This window comes from Pseudomonas sp. W22_MBD1_FP4 (assembly GCF_052113765.1).
GTDB lineage: Bacteria > Pseudomonadota > Gammaproteobacteria > Pseudomonadales > Pseudomonadaceae > Aquipseudomonas > Aquipseudomonas sivasensis.
Map to the genome: position 1 here is coordinate 430437 of NZ_JBGQOI010000002.1, position 18119 is coordinate 448555.

The 18119-nt window shown below is 61.0% G+C and carries 15 protein-coding genes and 1 pseudogene; 4 read left to right on the forward strand and 12 right to left on the reverse strand.

From position 1 onward, the window contains the following. Window positions 1–13 precede the first annotated feature (13 nt). From ACEN2T_RS04735 to ACEN2T_RS04760, 6 genes are read right to left on the reverse strand one after another with little or no spacing between them, the layout of a single operon-like run. Window positions 14–988 carry a class I SAM-dependent methyltransferase gene (locus tag ACEN2T_RS04735; protein WP_442116375.1) on the reverse strand — a complete coding sequence of 325 codons (975 nt, stop codon included), beginning with the start codon at window positions 986–988 and terminating at the stop codon, window positions 14–16. Window positions 989–1007: 19 nt separating this feature from the next. Continuing rightward, window positions 1008–3164 (reverse strand): glycosyltransferase, encoded by a 2157-nt coding sequence (locus ACEN2T_RS04740; RefSeq protein WP_442116376.1) that lies wholly within the window; start codon window positions 3162–3164, stop codon window positions 1008–1010. An 11-nt stretch (window positions 3165–3175) separates the two neighbouring features. Beyond that, window positions 3176–3880, reverse strand: a complete 705-nt coding sequence (locus ACEN2T_RS04745) for a 2OG-Fe(II) oxygenase family protein (RefSeq protein WP_099603068.1) — start codon at window positions 3878–3880, stop codon at window positions 3176–3178. Further along, window positions 3873–5297 (reverse strand): polysaccharide pyruvyl transferase family protein, encoded by a 1425-nt coding sequence (locus ACEN2T_RS04750; protein WP_442116377.1) that lies wholly within the window; start codon window positions 5295–5297, stop codon window positions 3873–3875. The genes ACEN2T_RS04745 and ACEN2T_RS04750 overlap by 8 nt, the downstream gene beginning before the upstream one ends. After that, entirely contained in the window at window positions 5294–6562 is a 1269-nt protein-coding gene (locus tag ACEN2T_RS04755) for an ABC transporter ATP-binding protein (protein ID WP_095185496.1), read from the reverse strand. The genes ACEN2T_RS04750 and ACEN2T_RS04755 overlap by 4 nt, the downstream gene beginning before the upstream one ends. Continuing rightward, the gene (locus tag ACEN2T_RS04760; protein ID WP_442116378.1) at window positions 6552–7367 is read right to left on the reverse strand and encodes an ABC transporter permease; all 816 of its coding nucleotides are present in this window, start codon (window positions 7365–7367) and stop codon (window positions 6552–6554) included. Before ACEN2T_RS04760 ends, ACEN2T_RS04755 begins: the two co-directional genes overlap by 11 nt. Window positions 7368–7664: 297 nt before the next feature. Between ACEN2T_RS04760 and ACEN2T_RS04765 the strand changes: the two genes are divergently transcribed. Beyond that, window positions 7665–8123 (forward strand): Hsp20 family protein, encoded by a 459-nt coding sequence (locus tag ACEN2T_RS04765; RefSeq protein WP_032885931.1) that lies wholly within the window; start codon window positions 7665–7667, stop codon window positions 8121–8123. A 109-nt stretch (window positions 8124–8232) separates the two neighbouring features. Here ACEN2T_RS04765 and ACEN2T_RS04770 read toward each other — a convergent pair whose 3' ends face one another. The 3 genes from ACEN2T_RS04770 to ACEN2T_RS04780 form a co-directional block, all read right to left on the reverse strand. Beyond that, complete coding sequence (locus ACEN2T_RS04770; RefSeq protein WP_095185498.1) at window positions 8233–9501, reverse strand: cation:dicarboxylate symporter family transporter; 1269 nt, start codon at window positions 9499–9501, stop codon at window positions 8233–8235. Window positions 9502–9596: 95 nt separating this feature from the next. After that, window positions 9597–10805: a pyridoxal phosphate-dependent aminotransferase gene (locus ACEN2T_RS04775; RefSeq protein ID WP_095185499.1), complete on the reverse strand. Its 1209-nt coding sequence runs from the start codon at window positions 10803–10805 to the stop codon at window positions 9597–9599. Window positions 10806–10816: 11 nt separating this feature from the next. Continuing rightward, a complete protein-coding gene (locus ACEN2T_RS04780) occupies window positions 10817–11479 on the reverse strand; it encodes an RraA family protein (RefSeq protein ID WP_095185500.1) in 663 nt (220 codons plus the stop codon). A 122-nt stretch (window positions 11480–11601) separates the two neighbouring features. Here ACEN2T_RS04780 and ACEN2T_RS04785 point away from each other — a divergent pair, with 122 nt between their 5' ends. Both ACEN2T_RS04785 and ACEN2T_RS04790 read left to right on the forward strand, forming a co-directional pair. Next, window positions 11602–12498 (forward strand): LysR family transcriptional regulator, encoded by an 897-nt coding sequence (locus ACEN2T_RS04785; RefSeq protein WP_122680471.1) that lies wholly within the window; start codon window positions 11602–11604, stop codon window positions 12496–12498. A 64-nt stretch (window positions 12499–12562) separates the two neighbouring features. Further along, window positions 12563–13618: an NAD(P)-dependent oxidoreductase gene (locus ACEN2T_RS04790; protein ID WP_442116379.1), complete on the forward strand. Its 1056-nt coding sequence runs from the start codon at window positions 12563–12565 to the stop codon at window positions 13616–13618. A gap of 81 nt (window positions 13619–13699) precedes the next feature. Here ACEN2T_RS04790 and ACEN2T_RS04795 read toward each other — a convergent pair whose 3' ends face one another. The 3 genes from ACEN2T_RS04795 to ACEN2T_RS04805 form a co-directional block, all read right to left on the reverse strand. After that, window positions 13700–16111: a TonB-dependent siderophore receptor gene (locus tag ACEN2T_RS04795; protein WP_442116380.1), complete on the reverse strand. Its 2412-nt coding sequence runs from the start codon at window positions 16109–16111 to the stop codon at window positions 13700–13702. A gap of 75 nt (window positions 16112–16186) precedes the next feature. Then, entirely contained in the window at window positions 16187–17137 is a 951-nt protein-coding gene (locus ACEN2T_RS04800) for a FecR family protein (protein WP_099603075.1), read from the reverse strand. Then, entirely contained in the window at window positions 17134–17655 is a 522-nt protein-coding gene (locus tag ACEN2T_RS04805) for a sigma-70 family RNA polymerase sigma factor (protein ID WP_122680473.1), read from the reverse strand. The genes ACEN2T_RS04800 and ACEN2T_RS04805 overlap by 4 nt, the downstream gene beginning before the upstream one ends. 172 nt (window positions 17656–17827) lie before the next feature. Here ACEN2T_RS04805 and ACEN2T_RS04810 point away from each other — a divergent pair. Continuing rightward, window positions 17828–18061, forward strand: a pseudogene (locus tag ACEN2T_RS04810) (MFS transporter); the annotation flags it as partial. Between the last annotated feature and the right edge of the window lie 58 nt (window positions 18062–18119).

Genomic DNA, 18119 nt, shown 5'->3' on the forward strand with positions numbered 1-18119 from the left:
GCGGGCTGCCTTATCAGGACTTTCGCGGTGAGGCGGCGACGATGACGAAGTCGCTTTTCAGCGTGCCGGATTCGATCAAGCCGTCTTCGATGTCGAACAACATTTGCAGCACCCGTAACGACTGTGGATTGTCCTCCTTGAAATTGCCGGCGATACCGTGCATCAGGAACTGCAGCAGCGAGCCGCCGCAAAGGTTCAGTGCCCGGATATCAAAGTGCTCTCCCACCACCCGCAGAATATCCGCCGAACGCACGGCTTCCGAAGGGTCGACTTTGACCACGTCGGCCGGGTCGGGTAATGGCACGGCGTGTTGCACCTGGCCGTATGAACCCTGCACGAATGAACGGCGAAACTGCTCGGGAATCAAGCCGAACGCGTGGCTGATGGCTGCACGTTGCTGCGCATCAAAGGCGAAGTGGTTGGCCCCGACGTATTCATTGAAGAACAGCCAGCCGCCGGGTTTCAGGCTATGGGCAACGCGCTGGCAGACCACCTCCAGCTCACGGATATGGTGCAGCGAACCATTGAACCAGACCGCATCGTATTGATTGGCAGGCAGGTCAGTCTTTTCGATATCGCACAACGAGTAATTGATTGTTGACGCACCCATCGCCAGCGCTTCTGCCCTGGCGGCGTCGAGTGCGCCCGGTGCGATGTCCACGGCGTCGCAGTGTTCGAATGCGTGGAGCCTGTAGAGCTCGCGCTCCAGGGTGCCGGTGCCACAGCCGATACTGAGCATCCGAGCGCCTTGCACCGGGTCGCCCAGGAACTCTTTGAGGCAGTACGGCACCCAGCCGGGGTGGCCGCTGCCAGCCGTTGCCTTGCGCTGATGGCGCCGCTGTACCGCCGGAACGGCGAGCCAGTAGACATCCGCAGAAAAGGCATCGGAGCCGGCCATGTTTTCCGACCAGTGATCGGCCGTCACTTGCTTGTCGGCGCTTATCTCTTCCAGCTTACCGCTGAGCTTGCTCATGATTCGCTTGAACACGGAGTCCTCCTTGGGTGGGTCAGTGCGTATCCGGTTGTCGCTGTGGCTGCGGACGTGTCCAAGCCCCCCATTTGCTTTCGAAATACGCTTGGTTTTTGTCCCACAGCGCTTGGTATTCACCGCTGACAATCAGCTTCTTGAAGGAAGCTTGGCCTACGTGATGGATGAAGGCGTCCTCTGCGCACACGGTCCGCAAGCCCGCCGCCTGGATACGCCGGCTGTAATCGTCGTCCTCGAACATGCCGATGCCGAAGGCCTCATCCAGCCAGCCGATGCGCTCGAACACGTCGCGACGCATGGCCACGCAGAACATGGCGAGCATGCTGATATCGAACGTACGGCCTCGGTGCTGCGCGACGTGGCGGTCGGCGAAGGCTTCCATGTGTGCAATGTCAGCGTAGTCGACGCTGATCTTGGCTTCGTTACCCACCGAGTTGGTCATCGGGCCGACCAGGCCGATCTGTGGGTCTTGCAGGTGGCGGAGCAACGGGTCTATCCAGCCCTTGGGCACCACAGTGTCGTTGTTGAGCAGCACCAGGTAATCCCCGGTTGCCAATTTGAGCCCCTGGTTATTGGCGGCGGCGAAGCCCAGGTTACGGTCGTTGAGCACCAGGGTGAGGTTGGCGTGGGTGCGGCCCAGGTAACGCAGGTAGTTGCCCGTATCGTCCGAGGAGGCGTTGTCGACGATGATCAGCTCGTAATTAGGGTAGGTGGTGTTGCGCAGCAAGCTTTCGACGCAGGCTTGGGTCAGCTCGACATTGTTGTAGGTGACTACCACGATCGACACTTTCGGATGCAACGCCTTCAGTGCGCTGAGGTTGGCGTCGAAGCGATTGCGCCAGTCATTGGCGCTGGCGAGTGCCACTCGCTCGGTGGGCGTCGCGAGATCGGTTTCGCTCAAGGCACGGTTAATCTGCTCGATGAACGCTTGCGGCCCATCGGCGAAATACACGTAGTCGTCGTAGATCTTCATTTCTTCCAGCGGTACCGACACCACCGGTTTACCCGCGCTGATGAACTCGTAGAATTTCACCGGATCGACCGCGTGGGTCACGTTGTACAGCCGAAATGGGATCAGGCAGACATTGAAGTGGTACAGGTACAACGGCATCTGGGCATAGGGCTTTCTGCCGAGCAGGTGCACATTGGGCAAACGGTCAAGGCCGGCCAGGTCCTTGACGAAAATGTCGCCGATCAACACGAAACTCCAGTCTGTACGCTGCCGGGCGATGGTGGCGATCAACTGCAAGTCCACCCACTCGGCCAGGCCCCCGTAAAAACCGATCAAGGGCCGTGGGATGTCCGACAGCAGGCTGTTGGGCACGCAGTTGCGTTCGAAGAATCCGAAATCCACACCATTGCGCAACAGCAGGCAGTTACTGCTCGTCGTTGCCCATTTTTCGTGCAGCAGGGCGGCGGTGACGGTCACCAAGTCGGCGTCTCGAACCAGGGTTTCTTCTTCCTCCAGCAACACCTTGCCGATGCCCGGAAAGCCCACCCAGTCATCCATGCAGTCGTATTGGATTTTCCAGCCATGGTCTCGGCGCAACTGAGCGGCGAGTGGTGCCCAGAAGGCCAGGTGGACGACGGACACCGCCGTCTTTATGCGCAAGTCCTCGGCCAGTTGCTCAATCGCCGTCGAATAGGCCAGTAGATTTTTTTCCCCGATGCGGTCGTTGTAGCAGTCCACGAACTCCTGGCGCTGTAACGCAATCTCGAAGACGCCGGGCGCCACTTCAAGGCAGCTATAGGCATGGCCGGGCTCGGCACTGCGTGAGGGCACGATGTAGAAGACGCGGTAGCCATGCCTGGCGAACTGGCTCATCAACTGCTGGGGGCGCTGGAAACGCGCGGCCCAGTCGATATTGGCGAAGCAGAGGATGTCGAAGCGGTTCTCTGACGAGGCTTCGTCAGGCGCTGGCGACCCGTTGCTTATCGACGGGCTGCTAAGAGGAAAACTGTCCTGGTGCAGGAAGTCGGGAGTGTCGGGGCCGGTGTGCAGTGATCGGTATCGCAACCAATGAAGCAGTGCTCGCAACGGCTTGGTGATCCGCCAGGAGCGCGTGTTTTTTAACGTTGCGATATAGGCAATTGCTGCGTCTCGCTGCCGGCTGGCTGCATCACGCTCCATGCGCATGCGGTCTTGCTCAAGGGTAGCTTGGCTGTCCTTATCCATGTCGTTGGCCTTCACGAGCGTGTTGGGTTGTTCTGCTCGCCATAAGCGTGCAGCGGTGTCTGGTCATCGGCGGGCCACATCGAACTGCTGGAGCCAGGTCGATAGAACGTGACGGTGACGCTGCGCCGAGAGGAGCGGCAACCGTCCACCACCCGTGAAACGGCATGCCAGGAATGGTCTGAGCGAACCAGAATGGCTGAGTTGCCGATCACCGGGACCACTTGCGCGACGATATCGGTGGGGGCTGCAGAGCCGAGGATTTGCAGGCAACCGCCCTCGGCCGGGTTCCACGTCTGGTTGAAATACAGGATGTGCGTGACCAGCTTGTCGCCCAGGTCCGGGTGAGGTCCCAGGTTGGCCCCAGGCCCGTAATGGAACACGTTGACCTCCATCGGCACCTGCGTCAGGTCCACGCCGGTCAACGCGGACATCGCCTGGCGGTACTTCGGCGAACGCAAGCTGTGGGTCAATGCCAGCCATTGGCGGCTTAACGTCTGTGGGTTGACCACCTCGTGGCTGCCCATTGCGATCAACTGCCGTGCCTCGTATTCGTAGTCCTTCGCCCCGCCGTAGCCGGAGACCGTCTTGAAGTGATCGTGCGGGTAGGTTTCGGCCAGCGCCCTCGCATCTTCCGGCGTATATAACTCACCGATCTCGGCCCAGGCATACGGGGCGGTGTGCAAGCGATGGGCACTTAGTTTGCTCAGGTCAATCATGTCGAAGGGCTCCCAGCCATTTCTGCAAAGTACGGCGAGCGTGGCGCAGCGGCGCCGTCAGCTTGAAAGAGTTGGAGCGATACAACTTTTCAAGCGCCTGTTGATGGTGTTCGTGTTCGGCTTGCCGCTCGGCGGCCTGGCGCTGGCTCTCTATGTATAGAGCTTCGAAAACGCCCCGCTCGGCGACCTGACGCTGGCTCTCTACGTATAGATCTTCGAAAACACCCCGCTCGACGACCTGACGCTGGCTCTCTATGTATAGATCTTCCAAAACACCGGGCAAGCCTTGCCAGTAGCGGTTGAGGGCCGGGGGGGGGGGCCTGCGACCTTCGCGAACCAGCTCTGCCACACGGTCCCAGTGCGCGTCGACCTGTTCCATCGCCGAGGCGGTGACGGCAGATATCGGCTGCTTGCCCAACTGAGCGCGAAACCACTGCGGGTCAATCGCCTGGTCCCGGCGCAATTGGAAGATTCGCCCATGGCTGGGCAGTGCGGTGTATTTGCCGGTGCCCAGGTCTGCCGAGCAGAAGATCGGTACACCAAACACCAGCGAACTGATCGCCAAGTGGTAGCTGTGCCCGATCACACCTTCGGCATGGGCGATCACCTCGGCCAGCAGCAGGGGGGTGGGCCAATACGGCAGGCACCGCGAGCGCTCCAGATCATCGCCCAGGACTGAAGGGTGATCGCCCAGCACCGGCCCGATGGGCAGCAGCAATAGTTGCAGGTCCTCGAACAAGGCGGCATGTGTTCGCCACATCGCCAGGAAACTGTCCAGCCCCCACATGGCGTGCACCACCACATAGGGTTTGGTCAGGTCGGCACTGGCGCGTAATGCCAGGAATTCGGCTGACGGTGATTGGGGATCGAGCAGCCGAGGAAGACCAAAGGCGGTGTCGGGCAGCACCTGCACCGAGGCTGTTTCCGACACGCGGGCCAAGACCGCCTGCGACAGCGCATCCCTAACCCTGATGTGGGGGCTGTGATCCAGGGTCAGCTTCACCAGCGTCTCGGCCCACGGCGGTATGTCGTTGCAATGCATGCCCGGCGCATTCCAGATCAGCGGGACGCCGTGTTGCAACGCGATCAGTGCCGGCGTCAGCCAGTAACCGGTGGGGTGGTGGATGGACGCGTCCGGCGGGTAATAGTCGGTGGCCACCACTTTGTCGAAGCGAATGATGAAGCCGCCACCGATCAATACCCCGTCAAGCTGGGCGGCGATGTCGGGCAGTTGGGTCACTGAGGTGACCGCGTAAGGCCATTCAGGCTCGGCTTTGCCGTGATAGGAAAATCGGTGAAGCGTTATCGGGCCCAGACGCCTGGTCAACTCCGCCTCGGCGAGGATGGGGAACAATAAGTCGCCGTAATTGGCGACATCGAAGGTGCCGAAGATCCCGACCTGCCATTTTCGACTCATTGCAACTCCCCGGATTGGACTGTTTGAGCGCCGGGGCTGGCTTCTATTCCCAGGTCGACGAAGCCCAGGAAGTCCTTGGTGCCAGGCAAGGTGTCGAAGGCCAATAGCGCAACCTGCTTTTCGATCAACTGCGCAGTTTCTTCGGTGTGGCCGTTCATCAGTTTCAGTGTGATGTGGTACTTGCCCGCCGCGAGGCTGGCGGGGAAGCGGACGGTAATCGTCGCCCTGCGCCAGCCGTCTTGCGCGACCTCCATGTGCAGCGGCAGATTGGCCCCGCCGATCACCAACAGTCGGGCTTCCTGGATTGTCACGCTGATGGTCGGCAGCTCGATGGTTTCACGCACCCGGGTTTCGATGCGCAGCTCGATGGTTTCGCCATACACAAAGCTCGAATACAGGCTGTCAGTATTGGTAAAGCAGGCCGCAACAATATGGCCTTCATCCGTGCCAAAGGCGATACCACCCTGTTTGGCGAGAAACGGCTTGGGGGCAACGGGCACCGTGCCGCCGCTGGCCCAGCGGCGCTGCTCGTCACGCATTTCGAGCAGGTAGAGTTCGGCCATTTCCTCGGGAGAACCGCTGGCGCGCACCTTGCCTTCACGCAGGTAAATCACCCGATTGCAAAAACGTTTGACCATGCCCATGTCATGGGACACGAACAGCAGTGTCGTCCCTTGTTGAGTCAGTGCTTCCAGACGGTTGAGGCATTTGAATTGAAAGGATGCATCCCCCACTGCCAGGGCTTCGTCGACGATCAGGATGTCCGGTTGCACGCACACCGCCACCGCGAAGGCCAGCCGCACCAGCATGCCGCTGGAGTAGGTCTTGGTCGGCTGGTCGATAAAGTCGCCAATATTGGCAAAGTCTGTGATTTCGGCGAATCGCGCCTCGATTTCGGCGTGGCTCAGCCCCAGCACGGCACCGTTCATGTAGACGTTTTCGCGGCCGGTGAACTCGTGATTGAAGCCCGAGCCCAGCTCCAGCAACGCGGCGACGCGGCCATGGCTCTGAAGGCTGCCGGACGTGGCACTCAGCGTGCCGCAGATCAGTTGCAGAAGCGTCGATTTGCCACTGCCGTTGCGACCGATGATGCCCACCGTCTCGCCTTTGCGCAGCTCCAGCGACACATCCTGGAGTGCCCAGAACTCTCGATAAAAATGTTTTTTGCCTCGGGATAGCATCTGCCACAGGCGATCCCTGGGCGTGTCATAGATGTGGTAGCTCTTACTCAGGTTGGCTGTTTGCACGGCGATTTCAGAGCACATCGGCAAATCCTTTGCGGGTCTTCTGGAACCAGATAAACCCCAGCCAGGCGACGCCACTGGCAACCACCAGGCCGCAGGCCCATGTGAAGGGATCGGGCACGATGCCCCAAAACAATACGTCTCGGGTCTGCTCGACCACCCGAGTGAGCGGGTTGAGGTGCAGAAGGCCTTGGTAGGCCAGGGGGAATGCGCTGGTAGGGTAAAAAATCGCCGACACAAACATCAAGGCCGTCGTCAGCACGCCGACCATCTGGCCGACATCGCGCAGGTAAACGCCCAGCGAGGCCAGCAGCCACGAGATGCCCAGGGTAAACAGCACCAGTGGCAGCAGCACTAAGGGCAAGAGCAGGCTGGTCAACGGTGGCAGGCCGAAAAACACCAGGTGGAAGACCAGCCAGATCGCCAGGCTGGCCAGGGTATGGAACAACACCGCGCCCAGCACTACCCACGGCAGGATCTCCAGGGGGAACATGACTTTCTTGACGTAGTTGGCGTTGGAGATGATCAAGCCCGGCGCACGGCTCACGCATTCGGAAAACACGTTGAACACCAGCAGGCCGGCAAACACCAGCAACGCAAACTCCGTTCTGGAGCCGCTGCCTTGGGGCCAGCGCATCTTGAACATCATGCTGAACACGAAGGTGTACACCAGCAACATGAAGAGCGGGTTCAGGAACGACCACAACAGCCCCATGATGGAGCCACGATACCGACCAATTACATCCCGCTGGACCATGGATACCAACAGTTCTCTGTGTCGCCAAGGGCTGGAAAACATGCCGGCCTGCGTGTTTGTTTGACTCATCCAACGATTCCCATGGCCAGTGCAGTGCGCTCATGAGTCTAGTCAGCAATTGTCGTTTCGCTATGTACCTTTTAAGGACTGTTCAATCGACCTTGATCAGCCCTGTATTGCAGGTGGCTCCCGCGATGGCCCTGACGCGTCGGTGCGTCAGCCGGTCTTCATGCAATCCTCGGTGCGAGGAAAATTTTTTTGTGGTCGCCGCTTGAAATTTTTTCCCCTGATCCTACTTAGGTTTTACGCGATGCCGAATGCGGGTCGCGTATCAAATCACTTGGAGAAAACTCAGGAGATTTTGCAATGGCTACTACTCTCTCGTTGGCCCCACTGTTCCGTCATTCCGTTGGTTTTGACCGGTTCAACGACCTTTTTGAATCGGCGCTTCGCAGCGAGGCCGGTACCACCTATCCACCTCACAACGTCGAAAAGCACGGTGATGATCATTACCGGATCGTCATCGCGGCCGCAGGACTGGTTGAGGATGACTTGGAGATCCAGGTGGAAAAAGGCGTGTTGACCGTCGCCGGTGGCAAGCGTGAACACGATGAGGGCATCACTTACCTGCACCAAGGCATTGCCCAGCGCGCGTTCCGTCTGTCGTTCCGCCTGGTCGACCACATTGAAGTGCAGGGCGCGCAACTCGCCAATGGGTTGCTGAGCATTGATCTGCTCAGGGTGGTCCCGGAGGAAGCGAAGCCTAAGCGCATTGCGATTGGCGGTGCGGCCAAGGCTGATGTGAAATCCATCAGCGAGCAGTAAGGCTGGAATGAATAAAGGCGCTCTTCGGAGCGCCTTTATTCGATGTGGCGAGGTAAAAATTAGCCGCTTTTGTGGTGAGCGGGCTCGTCACAAAAGCACAGCCGCCGCTTCATTGCATCTGCACATTTTGCGCGTTCTGCTGCTGCCCAGCCCGCCCCTCCCACTTGGCAATCACCAACGGCGCCAACGCATTGCCCAGCACATTCAGCGCTGTGGTCGGCATCTCCATCAAGCGGTACACCCCGGCGATAAACGCGATGCCTTCCAACGGCAAACCGGCGCTGGCCAGGGTGGCCGAAAGAATCACGAACATGAACCCCGGCACCCCAGCCGCGCCCTTGGAGGTGAGCACCATGGTCACCACCAGCAAGGCCTGATCGCCCAGGCTCAAATCAATGCCGTACAACTGCGCGACGAACAGGGTACCGATGCCGAGGAACAGTGAGGCGCCGTCGAGGTTGAACGAGTAACCCACCGGCACCACAAAGCTCACCAGTGAAGGTGGTACGCCGTAGGTCTCGAGTTTCTTCATCAGTTGCGGCATCACCGCCGCAGAGCTGGCGGTGGAGAAGGCCAGTACCAGTTCATCCTTGATATGACGCATCAGCGCGAACAGGTTGATCCCGCACAGGCGCGCCACCAGGTTGAGCACCACCAGCACAAAGAAGGCGATGGCCGCATAGCTGACCATGATCAGCTTGGCCAGTGGCAGCAACGAGCTGAAGCCGAAGTTGGCCACGGTCACGGCAATCATGCCGAACACGCCGATGGGCGAGTAGGCCATGATCATCGAAGTGACCTTGAACATCGCATCGCTGACGCCGCGCAACAGTGCGATGACCGGGTCTTTGCGCTCGGCGGGCAGGCGCGCCACGCCCAGGCCGAACATCACCGCAAAAAACAGCACCGACAGCAGGCTGCCCTGGGCCATGGCGTTGACCACGTTGTCGGGGATGATGCCGACGATGATCTGCCCCAGGCTATGACCGGCGCCGTTGCTGGTGGGCAGGGTGATATTCGCCGCGTGCAGGCTGGACAGTTCAGTGCCGGCGCCGGGCTTGAGCAGGTTGCCCATGACCAGGCCGATGATAATCGCCAGGGTGGTGATGCAGAAAAAATAGCTCAGGGATTTGACCCCGATACGGCCCAGGGATTTGCCGTCACCGTGCCCGGCAATGCCCACCACCATGCAGGAAAACACGATGGGCACCACGATCATTTTCATCAGCTTGATAAAGATATCGCCCGCCGGTTGTAGGACATTGTCCACCAGCCATGGTCGGGATTCGGGAAAGCGGTGCAGCAGGGCACCAATGGCGATACCGGCGAGCAAGCCGATCATGATTTGCCAGACCAGCGCGATACGGGGCGTGTGCATGGGAATGCCTCATTTGAGATCAATGATTTTTAAATTGTTGTTCTAGGCAGTCAAAAGGCGTCCGTCCGCTGGTCGCCGGGTGTTACGGGTGGCCGTCAGCGCAGGTCGTGGCATGCGTCTTTGAGGCGACGGCACCCTTCTTCGATCACGTCCAGGGAGCTTGCGAACGACAGGCGCACATACGGCGACATGCCGTAGGCCGCGCCGCTGACCGTGGCCAGGCCGTAGTCGCGCAGCAGGTAGTCCACCAGTTGGGTGTCGCTGTCGAGGCGATCACCTTGGGGGGTGAGCTTTCCCATCAGGCCGCTGACGTTGGCGAATACATAAAACGCGCCATCCGGTGGTGTAACGCCCAATTCGGGGATGCCCTCAAGCAGCGCCAGAATCCGCGCGCGGCGTTGCTGGTATTCCCCGCGCATGCCGGCGATAGGTGCTTGATCACCCGCAAACGCGGCCACCGCTGCCGCCTGGCTCAATGAGCTGGGGCAGGTGGTGGTCTGTGACAGCAACTTGGCGATGGCCGCGATCAACCACGCCGGCCCCGCGCCAAAGCCCAGGCGCCAACCGGTCATCGCATAGCCCTTGGACGCGCCGTTGACGATCAGCGTGCGTGGCTTGAGGTCGGGCGCCAGGCGTGTCAACGGCACATGCCGGGCGTCTCCGTAGACGAAGTGTTCGTAGATCTCATCGGCCATGACCAGCACATGGGGATGGCGGCGCAACACCTGCGCCAGGGCCAGCAGCTCGGCTTCGCTGTACACCGCGCCGCTGGGGTTGTTCGGGCTGTTGAGGATCACCCATTTGGTGCGTGGGGTGATCGCCTCTTCGAGCGCGGCGGGCGACAGCTTGAAACCCAGGCGTTCATCGCCAGGAATGATCACCGGCGTGGCATCGTTGAGCCGTGCGATGTCCGGGTACGAGACCCAATACGGCGTGTGCACGATGACTTCATCGCCGCGATTCAACGTGGCGGCCAACGCGTGATAAATGATGTGCTTGCCACCGCAACCGGCGACGACTTCGTCCAGCCCATACACCACTTCATTATCGCGCTGCAGTTTCAGGCAGATGGCCTGGCGCAGCGCGAGGGTGCCTGGGGTGGCCGTGTAATGGGTATCACCGTTGTGCATCGCCAGGCTGGCGGCCTCAAGAATATGCGCTGGGGTGTCGAAGTCCGGCTCGCCCACGGTGAAGTTAACGATGTCGCGGCCTTGGGCGCGCAACTCGGTGACCAGCGCGTTGGCAGCAATGCTGGGGGAGGGCGCGATACCCAGGACACGGTCCGACAAAAATGCAGTGCTCATCTCGGACTCCTTCACACCAGGCCGGCATTGTTGAGGGCCTTGTCGATCCAGCTCTGGCGCACCGCACCGCTGGCAATTTCGGCCTTGACCGCTTCTTCGTGCTCGGCATGTTGCGCGGCGCGGCGCAGCACTTCGGCGGCGTCGGCCTGGGAGAACGCGACCAAGCCGTCTTCATCACCCACCAACAGGTCGCCGGGATTGATCACCATGCCGCCGATGGACACCGGCACGTTCACTTCGCCGGGGCCGGTTTTGTAAGGGCCGGTATGCACCACGGCGCGGGCGTAGCAAGGGGTGTCCTCAAAGCTGGCGACATCGCGAATCGCGCCGTCGATCACAAACCCCACGCAACCACGCTGTTGGGCGTAGAGCTTGACCAGCTCACCGATCACCGCGTTGTTGGTGTCGCCTTGGCCGTCCACCACCAGCACATGGCCGGGTTGCAGCATGCTCATGGCCTTGTAGATCAGCAGGTTGTCGCCGGGACGGGTCTTGACCGTGATCGCCGTGCCCACCAGCTTGCCGCTGCGGTTGTAGCGCGTGAGTCCACGGGCGCCGATATGCCGGCCGAGGTTGTCGCTGATATGCGGCGTGACCACCTGGGCAAACGCCTCGACCAGTTCGGCCGGGGCCATGGGCGCGTTGGGAAGGATGCGTGAACCGGGCAAGGACATGGCAAATCTCCAGAATTGTTAGATAGCGATGGGCTATGGCCGGATCTTAGGAGTGATGACCGAAGAGTTTTAGCGATATTTTATGATGTGATAGCATCGCTTTTTCTCATGAATTGGTCGCCATGATCACCTTCAAGCAAATCGATGCGCTGTATTGGATTGCCGAACTCGGCAGCTTTGAAGCGGCGGCGAACAAGCTGAACATGTCTCAGTCGGCCATCTCCAAGCGTATCCAGGAGTTGGAAGACACCTTCGACGTCGAGATTTTCGACCGCAGCAAGCGCAACGCCCGGCTGACGGAGAAGGGTGGTGAGCTGCTCGACTACGCCCGCGACCTGCTCAACAGTCGCGACCAACTGCTCGAACGGGTCAGCGCCCGCGAAGTGCTGGTGCGCCGTTTTCGTCTCGGCGTCACCGAACTCACCGCATTGACCTGGCTGCCGGCGTTGGTGGAAGCGCTGCGCCAGGCCTACCCCAAAGTGCAGATCGAACCGTCGGTGGAACTGAGCAGCGAACTGTTTCGCAAGCTGGAAAGCGACCAACTCGACCTGGTGATTGTGCCGGACGTTTACAGCGACCCGCGCTTCCATAGCACCGCGCTGCAAAGCGTCGAAAACGCCTGGATCTGCGCGCCGGGCCTGATCCCCCATCCAGACCCCGTAAGCCTGGAAGTGCTGGCCGATTACACCGTCCTGACCCAGGGTTCGCAGTCGGGCACCGGCTTGATCTACGAGCGTTGGCTGGCCGCGCACAACGTGCAGATGCCGCGCACGCTCACCAGCCATAACCTGCTGGTGCAGGTGGGGTTGGCGCTGTCGGGGATCGGCGTGAGTTATTTGCCCAAGGCGTGTTTGTCGCACCTGATCGAGCACGGCGCATTACGCGCGCTGGTCACGCAGCCGGAGTTGCCGAGTATCCAGTACGTGGCATTGCACCGGGTGGACCGTCAATTCGGCTTGAACCAGGACGTGGCGCGGCTAGCGCAGGCCTGCTGTGATTTTTCGCGGTTACTGTTTTAGAACCAGTGTGGCGCGGTGCTAGTGTATCGGTGCGGTTGAACACCCTTTAAAGAGGCTCACAGGTATGGCATTCACCACCCTGATACTGGATGCTCCCGGCCCGCCGTTGCTGTTCGAGGAAGTCGACCGATTCCTTGAGTTGGGCCTGATCGTCACCCTGAATCTCTACTATTTCACGGATAAACACAGTATCCGTGAGCACTATGGCGAGCGCATCCGGTACACCGAGATCAATGGCCACGACCGGCAAGCTTTTATCGACGCCGTGACTCAGGCCGGGGGGTATAGCGTGTTGAAGACGCGCCTGAATATTCCCATTGAGAGCGAACTGATCCGCGCCGCGGCATCATCGGCCCTGCCAACGCCGCTGCGCGCCATCGCCCAAGCGGGTACAGGCGTTAACCATATCGACCAGCAAGAGGCTGAGCGGTGTGGCGTGACCGTACTCAACACGCCGGGCTCCAACGCGTCGGCGGTCGCCGAATACGTCGTCGCCCAGGTGTTGTTTTTATCCAGGGACCTGGACCACTACAACGCCGAAACGCACAACGGCCGCTGGTCCAAGGGCACCTTGGCGCCCGGCCTCGAATTCGGCGAACTCACGCTGGGGGTGGTGGGCACCGGCAGCATTGCCCAAGCCGTCGCACGCAAAGCGGGATCGCTCGGTATCAATGTCATCGCCAGCGGTTCAGAGCGTTTTACGCAGCAGGTCGCGCGTAGCCTTGGGCTTGAGCGACGGCAAACCCTCGAACAATTGCTGGGCGAGGCCGACGTGGTTTCTATCCACGTACCGCTGACACCGCTCACCCAAGGCCTGTTCGGCCTTGCCCAGTTCAGGCTGATGCGCCAAGGCTCGATACTGATCAATACCGCTCGCGGCGGCATCGTCGACGAAGCCCAGTTGGCAAGCTTCATGACCGCGTTTCCCAGGCATATCAAAGCGGTTGCCATCGATACCTTTGTCCACGAAAAAGACCGTTTTGATTCGCCACTGGCAGGCATCAGCAATGCCCAACTGACACCGCATATCGCAGGCAACACGACGACGGCGATCCGTAAGGCTTCACGGCAGATTGTCGACAAGATCCACGCACTCAGCCTGGCGGCGGGCGCAGGTTAACCACGGACCTGTTCATGGCCATCGGCTCGTTCGCCAGCTTGCTGGTGCTGCTGACCATTGCCGAGCCGGTGCCGGTGAGCATTACCAGCGATACGTCAACGAACTGATTAACTGTCGCTCATCGCCATACCGGCAAATCGCGAACTCGCAATAGGTGTAGCGCTTGTTGGTGACGTTATTGGCGTTCAGCGCGACTTCCCAATGCGGGTCGATCTCGTAGCTGGCGCGGGCGTCGTACAGGGTATAGGCAGGCATCGATGACGGCACGCCGGAAGCCTGGGTGGTGCCTTTGTAGCGGGCGCCGCCGCCGATGCGCAGTTGCGGGATGCCGAGCGCCGCCAGGCGGTAATCGGCCCAGAGGGCGGCCTGGTGGTAGGGCGTATCTTCGCTGCGTTGGCCGATTTCACTGGCGATATCGCTTTTGGTGATGCGTGCGTCGATGTAGGCGTAGGACGAGATCAGGCTGAGGTTGGGGGTGACTTCGGTCTTGGCTTCAAGCTCGAAACCACGGGAACGCACTTCGCCGACCTGTACCGAGAAATTGAGGTCGGTGCGGTCCTGGCTCAGCACGTTTCGCTGTTCCAACTGGTACACCGCTGCACTCAGCAGCGTGGCGCTGCCTTCGGGTTGATAGCGGATACCGATTTCATACTGCTTGCCTTCGGTGGGCACAAAGCTTTGTCCCGCCTTGTCGGTGCCGGCCACCGGGAAGAACGATTCGCTGTAGCTGATGTAAGGCGCCAGGCCGTTGTCGGCCTTGTACACCAGCCCCGCGCGCCAGGTGGTAGCTTCATCGCGCTTGCTGCTCTTGGCCGAATTGCGGAACAGTTCGGTGTCCTGGTTGGCCCAGTCATGGCGGCCGCCCAACAGCAGAATCCAACGTTCGTCGAATTTGATCTGGTCTTGGAAGTAGATGCCTTTTTGCAGGGTGTCGATCTGCGAGCCACGGTCCGCGGCCGGGTTGCGATTCACTACCACCGGCTGGCCATATTGGTAGGTCGCCAGGTTCAACGGCTGTGCGGTACCACGGAAGTTGTGCGAGTCGTAGCTGGTGTCGTAACCATCGAATCCCAGCAGGAAGGTGTGCTGCCAGTCGCCGAACTGCCATTTGCTCTCGATATTGGTGTCGCTGGCCAGGCCCCGCGAGCGTTCCTGGCGGTCGCTGTATTGGCGCCGCAGCAGGCCGGTGGTTTGCGCGGTGCCGATGTTGGCGCCGGCGATGTTGACTTGCAGGTAACGCCACGTCACATCCGACTGGTAGTAACGCAGCTTGTTGCTGATACGCGTGTGTTCATCGAAGCGGTGTTCGAACTCATAGCCGAGCGCCGACATCTCGCCGTTCATTTCGTCGTAGTCCGGCTCGCCGATAAAGTCGTGGCGGCCGATCTGGAACCGGCCTTCGCCGACGCCTTTGGTTAACTGATAGGGCAGCGGCGCGGAGAAGCCCGTTTCGGTCTTCTGGTAGAACGACAGCAGGGTCAGCGAGGTGTCGTCGTCTGGTTGCCAGGTCAGGGCCGGGGCCACATAGATCTTGTCGTTGTTGATGCGGTCGGCGGCGGTGTCGCTCTTGCGATCGAGCAGGGTCAGGCGGTAGCTCAACGTGTCGCTGTCGCCCAACGGGCCTGTGAAGTCGGCGGACAGTTGCTTGCGGTCGTTCTGCCCGGCTTGCAGGTTAATCTCGTGGTAGGGCGTCTGGCTGGCGCGCTTGCTCACGGTATTGATCAGGCCGCCCGGCGACAGTTGGCCATACAGCACCGACGCCGCGCCGCGAATCACTTCCGCCCGTTCCAGGCCATAGGGTTCCTGCACGCCGTCGTAGGAGTTGTTCTGCAAGCGCAGGCCGTCGCGCAGGGAGCCGCCGGTGGCCGATTCCACATCGAAGCCGCGAATGCGGAAGCGGTCCGAGGTGCGGTTGAAACTGGTGGGCTGGCTGGTGAAGCCCGGGGTCAGGTCGAGGGTCTGCGACAGAGTTTCCGATTGGCGGTCGCGGATCTCGTCGCTGGTGACCACCGACAGCGATTGCGGGGTTTCGATGATCGGCGTGTCGGTCTTGGTGGCGCTGAGGTTGCGCGTAGCCACATAGCCCTGGACGTGATCGGTGCTGCTTTCTTCGATCCGCCCGGTGATCGACGTGGGCCCCAGTTCCAAGGAACCTGTAGTGTTGATCGGCACCAGCACGTAGCCATTGGCGCCTTGCATCGCCTGCAAGCCGCTGCCGCGCAGCAACTGGGCAAAGCCCTGGGCCACCGGGAAGTCGCCCTGCAGGCCGGTGGTGTTCAGGCCTGCGACGGTTGTGCTGTCGAACAGCAGCGCCACATGGGCCTGCTGGGCTAACAGGTTCAGCGCAGGTCCCAGTGGACCGGCGGCGATGGCATAACGCGCCGCCTCCTGCGCCGCCACCGGGCTGCACACGCCTAAGCTCAGCGCAGCCAGGCTGACCAGGTTGATCGCCAGGGCGAGGGGTAAGGGAGAACGCTTGAGGTGGCGTGGCATGGAAGAAATTCCTGTTATTAAGGTGCTTTCTTCCTTGACGGGGCAGGTGTGAAAAGCGGAACCCGGCAGGCGAAACTATTTTTCCAGGCGATCGACCTGCAACCACAACGGGCTGAACGCGCGGATACGCACCGGCAGGCCGTCGGCAATCAATTGCAAGGCGCGCCGCGGGTTATCCAGCGGCAACACAGCGGACACGCGCAGGTCGGCCAACTGCTGGCGATCGAACTGCACATGGCCGCCGTACTGGCGCGCGAGTTCATCGAGCACCTCCGGCAACGGCCGGTCCTGCACCACCAATTGATGGTGTTTCCAGGCGTCCTCCGTGGCGCGCGGGTCGATCCTGCCCAGCAGCGTGACCGCGTCCGGGGTGATGCGTGCCTGTTCGCCGGCGCTCACCTGCACAGCGTCATGCTGGCTGGCGTCGGTGGCGGCGACGGTCGATTCGAGCATGCTCAGCAGCGTACCCGGTGCTTCGCGCTTGACCGTGAAGCGCGTGCCGAGGGCGCGCATCTGGCCGTCGTCGGTCACCACCGTAAACGGCCGCGTCGCATCGTGGGCCACTTGCACGAGGATTTCGCCGCGCAGTAAGCGCACCTGGCGCTGCTGGCCGTTGAAGGTCAGGTCGACGGCGCTGTTGCCGCCGAGGGTCAATTGCGAGCCGTCTTCCAGATTGACCTGCTGCCATTGCGCCCGGGCGGTGCGCTGGTCGGCCAGCCAGTAACTGGGCGGGTAAGTTCGCAGCGCCAGGGCCACCGGCAACGCCAGCAGCACGCCTAGCAGCACGCGGCCGGCCGGGTTGCGCCGACGTACCCGGGCGGCCTCCAGCGCGGCCTGCACCGGCGCCTGTTGCGGGCGCAACGCCTGCAAACGCCCGACAAAACCCTGCAAGCGTTCAAACGCGGCCACGTGCCGTGGGTCGGCGGCCTTCCAGCGTTCGAATTGCTGTTGCTCGCGCTCGCTGAGGTTGCCTTCATTCAGACGGATCACCCAGTTGGCGGCCTGCTGGTCGAGGTCGGCGCTCATACGTCCAGCGCGTGGTTGCAGTGCATCAGCGCGTTCATCAAGTGCTTGCGTACCATGCGCTCGGAAATTCCCAGACGGCTGGCGATCTCGCTTTGGCGCAGACCTTCGAGGAAGTACAGCAGGAACGCCTGCCGCGCATTCAGGGCCAGGCCGTCGAGCACGAAGGCAATCTGTTCCAGAGCCTCCAAGGTGACGAGGATCTGTTCCGGCGACTGCTGGCACTGCTCCATCATCTCGACGGTCAGCGCCAATTCCCGCAGGTAGGTGTCTTCCAGATGACGCCGGCGTGCGCGGTCGATGATCAGGTGGCGCGCCGTTGTGGTGAGAAACGCCCGGGGCTCGCGCATGCCACCGAGGGCGTCGCGGGAGGTGAGGATTCGCACAAACGTATCGTGGGAAAGATCCGCGGCGTTATGGGGGCAGCCCAGCTTTTTGCGCAGCCAGCCGAACAACCAGCCATGGTGCTCGGTGTAGAGCGCATGGACGGCGTGGTTCAAGGGAAGGTGGCGTGCCGACATGGGAGCACACGTCTGCGGATAAGAATTATTCGCAAGATTAGCGGTGTGCCATCAGCGAAAGCAAGCGTGGCCAGCATGGCCTGCTGAATTTATATCGCCTGGGCTGACTAACCGATGGGGAATCCAGCCCAAGCAAGCCGGTTATTTCGACGGATTGCTACGGCGCGGCACCGACGCGGCGGGCGAGGGGGCGGATGTGGCGTTGTCGCTGAACGTGGTGGCGTGGAACAGCGCAATCGCCGGCAGTGGTGTGGTGGGCGGTGTGCTGCTGGATACCTGGGGCGTGGCCTCGTTTGCGTGGGCGATGCTCGTGTTGATCGGCGTGGCGCTGGCAATTGTCTGGGCGGCGCGTGCCCATGGTTTCAGGCCGGGGCGAAGGGCTGGTGTTGAGACAGCGACTCAATAAACCTTCGGTCGAGCGCCATAGGGTGTACGCTGGGTCTCAATTCATCGGATATAAGCCC